The following is a 12,517-nucleotide window of genomic DNA, read 5'->3' on the forward strand; positions in this document are numbered from 1 at the left end:
TTTTTCCAAACTTTTTCATTCGGTTTTTTTAGTACTTCGGCCTTACACCGTAAGACATAGTAATTTACAATTTCTCCTAAGCACTTCGGTTCTGTCTCTTTTGCGATGAGGTTTTTATAATTCTCATTTCATTTTTTCCGATGGCAAATTTCATTCTGAATTGACTCATTTCGTTTTTCGTAAAAAGATAATGTTTATGCCCTCATCCGATTCTTATCATGATTCTCTCTCTTTCCCTCCCGATAAGCTGGAAGAAAAATTTTATCAGCTTGAGTTTGCCGGAAGCGACGAAAAAATCCGAGTGATTCGGGAGATCGCGGACATGGTTCCGTGGCAATTTAAGATCAGCGAGTTCGTGGAGGAGTTCAAAGACCCCACGCTTCGCGTTTTTGCGCGTTCTATTTCCTCCGTCGTTCATCTCGAACGTATTAACGCGCGTTATGCGATCCTTGCGGACAAAGGACACGTGAATGATTATTCCGATTTGGAGGAGGCGGTCTTTCTTCTTTCGAGCGTCGGCGATCCGGACGCGTCCTATCACGAATTCAAAATCTATCTGGATCAACTCGCCCTTCGAGTGGAGGAACTCTGCGATCTAAATCCGGAATACGTTTCGGAAGAATTAAAGGTTCATTTTTTGACGAGAGTTCTTTCTTCGGAGGAGAATTTTCAGGGTAACAACGATCAATACGACGATCCGAACAATTCTTTCGTTACCCGCATCGTTCGTACGCGCAAGGGAATCCCGATTTCCCTTTCGGCGATTTATCTGCTCGTAGCCCGCAGACTTTCGCTTCCGTTGTACGGGGTGAACATGCCTTTGCACTTCCTTCTTCATTTCGATTCTCCCGATTACGAAACCTTCATCGATCCGTTTCACGGAGGGGTTCTTCTCGATAAGTCCACTTGCATCCGCTTTTTGGAGGCGAACAGTTTTACCCCGAGTGAAAGATATTTCACGAGAGCCAGCACTCTTTCCATCATCAAACGGATGTACCGCAATTTGATCCACATATACCGTAAGGAACAGTTTCGGGATATGGAGGATATTCTCGCGCGTCAGCTCTTGATTCTCGAAAACAAACTCAAAGCCTGAACTTCCGGAAAGGTTCTTGCTTGAGCCTGTACCGTTGTTTTGAATACTGGCCCCACGGGAAGGGGTAGTGAAAGCGTCCGTATTCAAAGATTCTCTGGTTCGAAAATTCGATAAAAAACTCGAAGCGATCATTCGGGAAGATCTCAAAATTTTGGCCGAGATCAAATCTTATACGATCCAATCCGGGGGAAAACGGATTCGCCCGATTCTTCATTACTGCCTTTGTCAGCTTTTGGGTTATCCGGGCAAACATTGGCTGGACGTCGGCGCCATCGCCGAGTTGATCCACGCCGCGAGTCTTTTGCACGACGACGTCGTGGACGAGGCTGAAACGAGAAGAGGACTTCAGAGCGTCGGGTCCAAGTTCGGAAACAAGACCGCGATCCTCGCCGGAGATTATCTTCTCGCATGCGGAATCGATCATCTGAACGGTCTCGGTTATCCCGAGCTGATGGACATTTTCACCCAGGTCATCAAGGATCTTTCCGTTTCCGAACTCATCCAGATGGAATGGGAGAAAAACCCCAAAATCACTTTAGAAATTTATAATAGAGTTGTTTACGGCAAAACCGCTTCCTTGTTCGGCGCAGTCAGCGCTTCCGCCGGAGTTCTCTCCGAAAAGAACGAAAAGGAAAAGAAGAAACTTCGGCAATTCGGAATCGATCTCGGTTCCTTCTTTCAGAAAAAAGACGACGCGATCGATTACTTCACTCCCGCAAGCAAAAGCGGCAAGGTTCCGCTCAAGGATTTCTACAACGGTTTGTATACGTATCCGATTCTTCTTTTATTGGAAAAAGCGGATAAGAACGACAAAAAGCTGATTCATTCCCTCTTCGCAAAAGAGGAGCGTTCGCAAGGGGACGGAGTCGTGATTTTGAGTCTTCTTTCCCGTTATCAAATCCGCGAACGGATGGACACCGAGTTTCAAGCCATCGCGGACAACTTAATGAAATTCTTAAATAGTTTCGAGGAATCCTCCATCCGCAATCTTTTGAAGGAACAGATTCTAAAACTCCTTGAGGAATAGAATAGGTTTGCATTTCGTTCGAGCCTGACGATCCTTGTTCTCTCAATAGGAGAAAGAAGATGTCCGCTCAACTGTATCCGACCCCCGATCCGAATCTGGATCTCGTTTTGGAAAGAACCATCGACGTTCCTCGCGAGTTGGTTTGGGCCGCTTGGACCCAACCGAAACATCTCGTTCATTGGTTCACTCCCCATCCTTGGAAAACGATCGATTGTGAAATCGACCTAAGACCCGGAGGAATTTTTCGTTCTACGATGCAATCTCCGGAAGGAGAGAACTTTCCAAATATAGGTTGTATACTCGAAGTCATCGAAAATCAAAAATTTTCTTGGACCGATGCGCTTCAACCGGGCTTTCGTCCCTCGCCCGATCCGGCGCATCCATTCGGATTTTTTACGGCGATTCTGACCTTGGAGCCGCACGGAAACGGCGGAACAAAATACAGGGCGACCGCGATTCACGGCAACGTGGTCAACCGCAAAAAGCACGAAGAGATGGGATTCCACGAAGGTTGGGGAACCGTTTTGAATCAGCTCGTCGAGTATATTCAAAAAACGAAATTTTAAGAATATTTCTTCTTACTGAGTAGTAGTCGTGCCGCCGCTCGGAATTACGTTCTTTGCGTTACAGTGAATGCTTCCCGTAATCGTTACGGACGTCCCTGAAGCCGAAGCCGTGGAAACGCAGGTTTGGTTGTCCTGCGTAAAACACTGTTGTGTAGTCGTCACGGAAGTACAATTTACGTTGTCGGATGTGTAACACTGATTGAGAATTCCCGTGCTGGTGGAACTGCTGAGAAGTTTTCCCGTCAGGGAAATATCGATCTCCATGTATTGAAGCGTTTGTTGTTGAGCCGCGCCGCTGCTGCTCGCATATACGGGAATTCCGGATGATCCCCATTCCACCTTACCGACGTTACCAGTAACCGTTTTTGCGAAAGCCCCGCCGGAATAACTGAAGCCCTGTTGCGGATCCACGGATCCTTGATACTGGGCCGAGTCAAATTGAAACCGGAGGACAAGAGACTCTCCGGTCGTTTTCATGATCAATTGGCTTGTAATCGTATAACGGGTGTTACTTGTACCTGTGGTTCCCGTGGTGCCTGTGGTTCCCGTAGTACCGGTAGTTCCCGTGGAAGTGGTTCCGGGGACGGCTACTCCGCATGAGGAGATTTTATCGGGATCTACTTCTCCGTTGATGAAAATTACGTTTCCGTCGGCGAGCAAAACCTTGAGGTCGACGTTATTTGAATCTTTCGAATTGGCGCAGCCAAAAAGAACAGCCGAAGCGAGGATGGAAGTAAAGAATAAGGAATAAGAACGTTTCATGATTTGCCTTTAGAATTCATACTGATCGAAAAGCGGATCGAGGTCAAGGATGAAATCGAAACGCCGCTTTCTGGTTTCGACCTCTTTCCTAAAAGATCGTTCCCCGAACCTATAATTCTGAAACAAAATTTGAAAGAATGGTTTGACAGTTCGGAAAAATGGAATGAACTCCCCCGGCGATGAAAATCGGTTCTCCTTCAGAAGAATATAAACCCGGAATTCTCGAGCGATGGGGAATCGGGATTTTGAACGATCTCGCGAAAAGAGACAAAAGATCCTTGGGAAGTTGGGATTCTCAGGAATTCGGATCGGGTTCCAAAAGGATCATCCGATGGACGGTGTTCTGGTCGCTTCAGACCGGATTCTGGACGACGTTCGCGATCATTCTAGTCGAAAAATTCTTCCCCGAAAATCCCGAACTCTGGTCTTCCGTCTTTCTGGAAAAATGGACTTGGACGGGACTCGCGCTTTTGCTCGGAACCGTTTTGGAATTTTATCTTCTGTATCGGATCGGACTTGTCTCCGTATATCAGATGACGCGTCTCGCGGGTTTGGATCTTCAAGAAGATCCCGATTTGATTACGGGAGTCACCAACCTTCTTTCGAGACTCGCTTTGGAAATTCCCGATCCCGATCTGAAACTTTTGGGAATCGATCCGTATCGGCTTACCAATAAACAAAGTCTTTTTCTCACCACTCTTCTTTACAAAGCGAAAGTGTTTCTTTCCAATCTCGTCGCTAAGATCATCATTCGGAAAATTCTCGCGCGAAATTCCTTTCGAGTTTACGCGGATTTCGTCGCCGCTCCGATTACGGCGCTTTGGGACGCGATCGTACTTTACATTATTCTAAAGGAGTTGAGAACGCGTCTTTTGACTCGGATCATTTCCAAGGAACTCGTCGAGGAGATTCTTTCCAGAAAAGACAAACTCAGTAAGGAAGCGATGATCGGTTGTATGACCGCGATCGGAAATTCGGTCGTGTTCACGCAGAGGTTCCATCCGAATCTCGAATACATTCTGATCAAACTTCACAAGGCGTTTCAGATCGAGGATTATCGGTTTCGTCTGGATGAATGGGAATCCTTCGAAAAAATCCTGAACGGTTTGGATCAAACGGAGAAGGATTTCTGTTTAAAAATTCTGAGTGTTACCTGCTGCTTTGACGGTAAGATCTCCTCTTTCGAGAGAAAACATCTTCCTCTCGTTTTCGGCAAGGACGCCGAGGAACGTTTGATTTGGGTGCAGAAATTGGCGGACGCGATCAACGACGGCGATTTGGAAAACGCGAGAATTCTCGCAAGGCTCGATTAGAAGATTCAAAAATGAATTCCGTCGTTGGGAATTTGATTTACAGTCTGTCTAATGATCCTCTAAGATTTTTTTCCGATCTTCCCGTCCGCCTTTCGAGGCGAATTTCGTTTCGAAAACGATTGTTTGAATGAGGTAAGAATGCTCGTTGTCATTCAGTGGCTTGAATCCATTTTCGAATCGATTCCGCTTCCGATTCTTGAAATCTGGGGGCGCGTCGGATTCATATTAGGATTCGCTTTTATGATCTCCGCGTTTTCCGGAGTGAGCGTAAGGTTCGCAGGCGGTTGGACCTTGAAACGAGAAAGACAATCCTGGAATACGCAGGCTCTGTTGAGCATTCCGTTTACGTTCGTTTTGATTTTCGTCACCGGTTATTTAGGCTCCTTTATCGTTTTGGTTCCCGGAGCGCAGACGTTCGAATCGCTAAAAGATCTTTCCGTTTTTCTTTGTATGCTGCTGTTCGGTTATCCCGCGCTGATCGCGGTTCCGTTCGCCTACGGCCTTTCCGATTTGATCGAAGGAGTTCCTCCTCATTTTCTTTTCGATTGGTTGGTGGGATACTTTATCAATCCTGCATGTTTTTGGATCGCGTATCGATTGATCGGTAGGAATCCCGATTTTACGAGATGGAGAACTTGGCTTCGTTATCTTCTTTTTGTCGCCGTCTTTATGGTCGTCGAACCGCAGTTATGGGGTTATATCTGTTCCAAACAATTCTCCCCTTCGATTTCCTATCGAAACATCACGCCGGCGTTGTTCTTTACCACTTCGATCACTTGGGTCATCGCTCCGTTTGCGATGATGATCGCTCTTCCTTTGGCCCGCAAATACGGAATGTTTTGGGCGGAGATTCCCGGTCATGTCCGCGAATCCGATTTTAATTTTAAAACGTTCCGTTGGGAAAGAAAGGAAAGTCGATTTACGGACGAGACGACCACGATCGAAGGTTTGCCGATTCGTATGCTTCTCGTCGCTCCGTTCATTCTTTTGGTATTGGTGATGGTCGGAGCGACCGCGTATTTGAATCTCAAAAGTTCCGAGATGGCCGCGGATAAACTTGCGGGAAGACTGCATCAGGAAATTTCGGAAAACATCAATCTCCAGTTGGATCAATTTCTCGAAAAAAAACAACGGGAGAAGGAGGTCGTTCTTCTGAGCGGAATCAACGATCTGTTGAAAACGACGAACGTAGCCGCCCACGGAAGAGCGATCATCGTGGATCGTTTCGGACAAGTGATCGGTTCCTCTAAGTCGTATCGAAAACGGGAAACTTCTCCGAGCTCGGACGAGGATCCCGTGATTCAAAACGCGATTCAGAAACTGCGGGATCAATTAGGAAATTTGAATGAACTTCGCAAGCCGCTTCAGTTTCAGTTCGACGTCGTGACCGCGAAACCCTTGGCGTTGGAAACGTGGATGACGCAGGCGACTCCGTACGAGGACAACGGCGGAAATCTGAATTGGATTTTGATCACCGCGATTCCTTCGGCTTATTATTTGGAAGGGGTTCGGATCGGAAGCAGTCAATCGGCGATGGTGTTTGCGGTGGCGTTGACTTCTTCGCTTTTGATCGCGGCGTTTTTAGCCGGATTCGTAACCGCTCCCATACGGAGAATTTCGAACGCCAGCCGTGCGATGGCAAGGGGGGATTTTGCACAACGGGTTCCTGCGAGCCGATTGGAGGAATTAGGATCCTTATCGTTAACCTTCAATCACATGGCCGAACAATTGCAGGAATCCTTTCGAAGAACCAAGGCAAGCGAGGAACAGTTCCGCGACCTTGTTGATACGACGCCCGGAATCGTATGGGAAGCGGACGCCGCCACGTTTACGTTCACGTTCGTGAGCCAGCAAGTTGTGGATATGCTCGGATATCAAACCGAGGAATGGAAACAGCCCGGATTTTGGGCGGAACATCTTCATCCGGACGATCGGGAATGGGCCGTTGAATTCTGCGTGCGCTGTACGGGAAGAATGGAAGCCCACGATTTCGAATACAGATTTATGAAGAAGGACGGAAGCGTCGTTTGGCTTCGGGACATCGTAAAGGTGATCGTAAAAAACGATCAGCCGAAGTGGCTTCGGGGCGTGATGGTGGACGTCACCGAAAAAAAACAGACCGAAGAGAAACTCGTCGAGAGGAATCAGTTCATCGAATCGATCCTCGACATTACTCCGGATATATTATATATTTATGATATAGAAGAAAAAAGGAACGTATACAGCAATAACGGGATCGAAGTCGTTCTCGGATATACGGTCGCGGAAATACAGGAGATGGGCGACAAAATTCTTCCCACATTGATGCCCGCGGAGGATTTTCAGAGATACGTGACGGAGATTCTTCCCCGTTATCAAAATGCGAGCGATAAAGATATTATAGAACATGAATATAGGATGATGCACAGCGACGGAAAGCTGCGCTGGCTCGTTTCGCGCGAACTGATCTATCACAGAAACCGAAACGGCGGTCCGAAGCAGATCTTCGGCATTATCTACGATATAACGAAGAGCAAGGAAGCGGAAGAGACGATTCTCGATCTGAACGCGAATCTGGAACGGAAGATCGATCTTAGAACGAAGGAACTCCGCAAATCCAACGCGGATCTTCGGGATGCCGTTGAAAATCTGGAACGGATCATGAAGGAATTGAAAGGCGCTCAGGATCAGCTTTTGCTTTCGGAAAAACTCGCGGCGATCGGTCAGCTTGCGGCGGGAATGACGCACGAACTCAACACGCCTCTCGGAGCGATCACTTCTTCCAACCGCGCCGTTTTGGAAATTCTGCAAAAAGATTTAAGGGAAATTCCGCAGATTCTCGCGGCGCTGAACAAAACGGAATCGGAGAGTTTCAATTTTCTATTGGAGGAAAGTCTCAAAGACGCGATTCAATCCGAAGTCATTCCCGATCGAAGTTTGAAAAAACAATTCAACCAGATGTTTAAGAACGCCGGATTCAAGGATTACGAAGACGTAACCTCGGCCGTTCTGGATATCGGAGTGTATCGATTGGGTGAAAGGTTGGTCGATCTTCTACAGTCCGAAAAAAGGATGAGCGTCTTAACGGCCGTGGGTTCTCTGTCCACGATCGTTCGACTGAGCAATGTTATATCCGTGGCGAGCGGAAAAGCTTCGCACGTGGTCGAAGCTCTGAAAAATTATTTGAATCCGGGCGGAAGCGATCAGGAAGAGGATATTTTTCCCGTAGATATAAAGTCGGAAATCGAAACGATTCTTACCCTATATCATACAAAAATCAAATACGGCGTGGAGATCGTGAAGGATTATCGTTCGGACGGGATTTGTCTCGGAAACGGCAACAAGCTCAATCAGGTTTGGATCAATCTCTTAAATAATGGTTTGCAATCCATGAATTACCAAGGGAAGATTGAAATCCGCCTCGAAGAACAAGATTCATGGATTGTAACTTCCTTTACCGATTCGGGAGCCGGAATCCCGGAAGAAGTTAAGGACAAGATCTTCGAACCGTTTTTCACCACGAAAAAACAGGGGGAGGGGATCGGATTAGGATTGGATATCTGTAAAAAGATCATAGAGAAGATGGGCGGTAAAATAGAGTTTGAGAGCGTTCCAGGAAGAACAAAGTTCAGCGTGTGGTTGAAATCCGCACGTTAGGAAAAATGGAGAAGATCTTTTGAATGATACTTTAAAAAATAACGCGATTCTTTGTGTGGACGACGAACCGATCATTTTGATCGCGTTAAAGCAGGAACTAAAAAAACAATTCGGGAACGAGTTTCAATACGAGACAGCGATCAATGCGAACGAGGCGTTGGAGGTCGTGGACGAACTCGTCGGAAACGGAATCAACGTGATTCTCATTCTTTCCGATTGGCGTATGCCCGGAATCAAGGGAGACGAATTCTTAATTTTGGTTCATCAAAAATATCCCGATATCCAGTCCATATTGATTACGGGTCATGTGGACGAAGCCGCCGTGGAACGAGTCAAAAAAGAAGCGGGCACATATGCGGTTCTTCCGAAACCTTGGGACCCGAAACAACTCGCGGACGCGGTGAAGGTTTGTTGTAATCGAAATTAATTCGACATCGTTTTGAGCGGAAGAATCGAACCTTTGAAATTTCAATTGCAGCCCTCCTCAAGTCCCAAGACCTTGTAATCAAAAGACGGCGACTCTTTGGGAGAATCGAATGAAAGTCCACCGATATAACTCTATTCCGGAAGTAAAGGATATCGGAGACGGAATCTTTAAAACCGAAATCCCCCAACCTTTCTACGCACCTAACAACATTTACATTCTTCCCGACGGCGAACCGACCATCATCGATTCGGGTTATATCGAAAATCTCGGGATGCTTCAGCGCGCTCTAAAGACGATCGGCCTTTCCCTCAGCAAAATCAAACATATCATCTACACGCACAATCATCTCGATCATATGAGCGCAGCGCTTACGCTTCGTTATTATACGGATGCGAAATTATACGCGATGACAGGGATGGCGGCGGAGATCGGCAACTACGTCGAATTCGTCCAGGTTTTTCAACGGGCGATGAGAAGGCTCGTATACAAGGGACATCATGACAACGCGACGAGAGCGACGGAGCTTAAACGGGTAGATACGGGTATATTCGAATTTAATGATGCGCTGAACAACTCCGAACGGGTCGATCCGTATCTCGACTTCGACGTGGAACTCGTGGAAGGGGACGTCATCAAAGCCGGCGGAAGGGAAATCGGAATTCTCCATACGCCCGGACACAACCGCTGGCATTTAACGCCCTATATACTCGGCGAAAAGATCTACTTTACGGGCGATCTCGTATTGCAGAACATCTCTTCGATTTATGCGGAGATCGACGGGAATTTATACGACTATCATCAATCTTTGGATCGTCTTTCCAAACTTCCGATCCGGAGACTTCTTCCCGCGCACGGAGCCGAACCGGAGGATCCGCAAAGGGCGATCAAATTACTTTCAAAAACTCTAAACCTTTTGGAACGGGGAGTCGTGCGTCGTCTGAAAGAGAACGATCAGGATCTTTCCACGTTGGTTCTCGAAGCGATGGGAGAGAAGGTCGCAAACAGCGGATATTACAACACGGCGCTTGCGATTCTCCATTCTTTGATTCGAAAGCTGATCGATCAGGGGCAAGTGCAGGTATTGGAAATCGATCCTCCTTATGAAAAATACAGATGGATCGGCGGGGATTGAGGTTTCAGGATCGTATCATTGACGAAACGAAATCGAAGATTATCCGCGTCTTTCGGGTTCTTGTATGATTTCTCCGTAAAACGGGGTTTCTTTGATTTTCAGATTATAGCCTTTTACGAAAAGGATTTCAAGATTTACGGTGTCTTCCCGGTTATAACCTTCCAGAATTTTCAGAGCGTCCGTGTCGTCGTAATCGACGTATTGTTTCCACAGCCGAACCGCTTCGATTCCGTTGATCGCAGCCTCTTCCGGTCTGTGAATTCCCAGGGCTTTTTCGCAGCCTTTGAGTCCGCCTTTGATTCCGAGAGATCTTAAGAAAAACATAATATCGATATGATTGTTTCGAAAACGCACGTTGAATTCCTTTTCCAAAAAGGGGACGTCGAAGCCGATTCCGTTGTAGGAAACGAAAATTTGATCCTGTCTCAGATTGTCCAAGAAGAAATCCAAGTTGAAGCCCCTCACGTAAGAACGGTATTCTTCCCCGTCGTAGGTTCCGATGACGGTCGTACGGTCGTCGCTTCCGAGTCCGGTCGTTTCGATATCGAGATACAAAAGTTTTTTACGGATCTTCGGAAAAAGTCTCCAGTGATGTTTTGCGGAAAGAACGTGGAAGAAATAAAAGAAGTTCTCCCGTTCCAATTCTTTTTTGGAAAATTCCAATGCGTCTAAGATGAGATTACGGATCGGAATGGATTCGTCCTTGAGATAGACTTTGAGATCCTTCCAATCGTAGATTCCCTTTTGCCAAAGGTTTTTTTCCTCGACGGAATCGATTCCCGGAAGATGGCAGAACGTATGCTCCAACATTCAGACTTTCCCTTTATTTCCCAGGATGAACGTTAGACGAAATCCGATCGCCAGAATACAGAGAATCCAAATCCCGGCGTTTCCGATCTTCGTATAAACGGTCGAGACGGACGAATCGAGGCGGATCGAAAACGTTCGGATCGACGTTTCGTGAAAACCGATCGGATGAATCAGCGCAATTCCCCTCGCATCCCAAACTTCCGTAATTCCCGAAACAGTCGAGCGGATGAGAGGACGGCCGGTTTCGATCGCCCGTAAACGGACGGTTCCCGAATGTTGATGGGCTTCCAATTCGGAATCGAACCACGAGTCGTTCGTGATGTTGATGAGAATTTCCGGTTTTTCTCCGGCTTTGAAGTAATCCAAAACGAGTTCGGTGAACATCGCTTCGTAACACAGCAAAGGAAGAATGGAATACGAATATTCTGAATTTTGAATTTTCTCTAGTTGTGCGGTTTCCGAGGCGAACGAGGATCGGAATCGGTTCGGATCGTCCATACGGGAAATATCCTCCGGTTCGGGAGCGGCGATCGGTTTTGTTCTCCGGATCGGATTTCCGATTAACAATCTCGGAGTTTCGCCGGGAACATAACGGGAAGTTTCCCGAAAGACGGAACGTAAAAACGGAAGTTGTTCTTCCAGCGGAAGATATTCTCCGAACGCGAGAAGTCTTCTTTTGTTATACCGTTCCACGCTCCCATCCAAATTTTTGAAAAGGGAAATCTGGTTTCTTAGTTTTCCGTGATCCATGTTGAGTTCGTTATAGAGAACGTCGGCTCCGGTCTGTCTGGAAAGATACAAAATCAACCCTTCCATCGTGGAAGAATAGATATGATCTTTGCGGTTCTCTTCCGAATCGATCGTTCCGTGAAAGGGAATCGAGGATTCTGGGATCACGATCAAGGACGGAGTACGTTCCGAGGACATGCTTCCCTGCAAAGCCAAGGAAAGAACCTTACTCATCGTCGCGCTTAAAAAACCCGAATCCGCCTTGAGATCCTTGGTGCCGGGAGAAGTGTCCGGTTGTATGACGACCACGGAAAGTTCCTTCGGTTGCACTTCGTTTAACGACGCAACCGCGTAGCCGATTCTGTAAAGACCGTATGCGTAAATGAAAACGATTCCGACGGCGCCTGCGGCGGAGATTCGAAATTCTTTCGTATCTCTTTTTCGAATCGACGATAATAATATTAGAAAAACGGAAGATAGAAAGAGCAAAAGAAAACTCAAACCGTAGACGCCCGCGATCGAAGCGAATTGTTCGAACACGATCGAACCGGAAACCAAATTTCCCCAATACCAGGGGAATATCTGATAGGTGAGCAGGTCCGCGAGAGCGCCCGCCGCCGGAAATACGAGCAATACCCAGGGATTTTCGATCGATCCTAATTTAGAAAATCGGAATAGAATATAGAACGGAAAAAACTTAAGATGCGAAATGATTCCGTAAAACAAAAAGAACAGAATGGAAACGACCGGACCCGTTCCCGCGATTCTTGAAACCGCGCCCGGAATCCAAGGAAAGGTCGTGTAGTTTAAAATTTGGGAAAGAATCAAGAGCCAAAGCGACGCCTTCCAAAACGGTTCCTTGTCGAGGGAAAGGAATAAAAACAGACAGGAGATCGATGCAAGAATTCCCGCGGTTAAGAATGAAAAAGGGGAAAGTCCCAAAAGGGTTCCGAATCCGACTCCGAGACAAAGTAGGAGCCGGTATTGGATGGAATCTTTCGGGATAAAACTCTGCAGGT

At 46.9% G+C, this 12,517-nt stretch carries 10 protein-coding genes; 7 read left to right on the forward strand and 3 right to left on the reverse strand.

The genetic code is table 11. From position 1 onward, the window contains the following. Positions 1 to 160 precede the first annotated feature (160 nt). The 3 genes from LFX17_RS03320 (at position 161) to LFX17_RS03330 (ending at position 2,689) form a co-directional block, all read left to right on the forward strand. Entirely contained in the window at positions 161 to 1,096 is a 936-nt protein-coding gene (locus LFX17_RS03320; RefSeq protein ID WP_238745018.1) for a transglutaminase-like domain-containing protein, read from the forward strand. 67 nt (positions 1,097 to 1,163) lie between these two features. Next, the gene (locus LFX17_RS03325) at positions 1,164 to 2,123 is read left to right on the forward strand and encodes a polyprenyl synthetase family protein (RefSeq protein WP_238745020.1); all 960 of its coding nucleotides are present in this window, start codon (positions 1,164 to 1,166) and stop codon (positions 2,121 to 2,123) included. Positions 2,124 to 2,182: 59 nt separating this feature from the next. After that, complete coding sequence (locus tag LFX17_RS03330; protein ID WP_238728894.1) at positions 2,183 to 2,689, forward strand: SRPBCC family protein; 507 nt, start codon at positions 2,183 to 2,185, stop codon at positions 2,687 to 2,689. Positions 2,690 to 2,701: 12 nt separating this feature from the next. On the opposite strand, the gene LFX17_RS03335 is transcribed toward LFX17_RS03330, so the two are convergent. Beyond that, on the reverse strand, positions 2,702 to 3,451 hold the full coding sequence (locus LFX17_RS03335) for an LIC10920 family plasminogen-binding lipoprotein (RefSeq protein ID WP_238728895.1): 750 nt from the start codon (positions 3,449 to 3,451) through the stop codon (positions 2,702 to 2,704). Between the two features lie 179 nt (positions 3,452 to 3,630). On the opposite strand from LFX17_RS03335, the gene LFX17_RS03340 reads away from it, so the two are divergent. The 4 genes from LFX17_RS03340 (at position 3,631) to LFX17_RS03355 (ending at position 9,959) form a co-directional block, all read left to right on the forward strand. Then, positions 3,631 to 4,764 carry an LBF_2804 family protein gene (locus tag LFX17_RS03340; protein ID WP_238728896.1) on the forward strand — a complete coding sequence of 378 codons (1,134 nt, stop codon included), beginning with the start codon at positions 3,631 to 3,633 and terminating at the stop codon, positions 4,762 to 4,764. Between the two features lie 138 nt (positions 4,765 to 4,902). Next, positions 4,903 to 8,400, forward strand: coding sequence for a PAS domain-containing protein (locus LFX17_RS03345; protein WP_238731490.1), 3,498 nt, complete (start codon positions 4,903 to 4,905; stop codon positions 8,398 to 8,400). Positions 8,401 to 8,419: 19 nt separating this feature from the next. Continuing rightward, the gene (locus LFX17_RS03350) at positions 8,420 to 8,827 is read left to right on the forward strand and encodes a response regulator (protein ID WP_238728897.1); all 408 of its coding nucleotides are present in this window, start codon (positions 8,420 to 8,422) and stop codon (positions 8,825 to 8,827) included. 109 nt (positions 8,828 to 8,936) lie between these two features. Next, a complete protein-coding gene (locus LFX17_RS03355; protein WP_238728898.1) occupies positions 8,937 to 9,959 on the forward strand; it encodes an MBL fold metallo-hydrolase in 1,023 nt (340 codons plus the stop codon). A 39-nt stretch (positions 9,960 to 9,998) separates the two neighbouring features. On the opposite strand, the gene LFX17_RS03360 is transcribed toward LFX17_RS03355, so the two are convergent. Both LFX17_RS03360 and LFX17_RS03365 read right to left on the reverse strand, forming a co-directional pair. Then, complete coding sequence (locus LFX17_RS03360) at positions 9,999 to 10,769, reverse strand: ribonuclease H-like domain-containing protein (RefSeq protein WP_238728899.1); 771 nt, start codon at positions 10,767 to 10,769, stop codon at positions 9,999 to 10,001. Continuing rightward, the gene (locus tag LFX17_RS03365) at positions 10,770 to 12,515 is read right to left on the reverse strand and encodes an apolipoprotein N-acyltransferase (protein ID WP_238747646.1); all 1,746 of its coding nucleotides are present in this window, start codon (positions 12,513 to 12,515) and stop codon (positions 10,770 to 10,772) included. Between the last annotated feature and the right edge of the window lie 2 nt (positions 12,516 to 12,517).

The organism is Leptospira sanjuanensis, from assembly GCF_022267375.1.
In the GTDB taxonomy this organism is placed as follows: domain Bacteria; phylum Spirochaetota; class Leptospiria; order Leptospirales; family Leptospiraceae; genus Leptospira; species Leptospira sanjuanensis.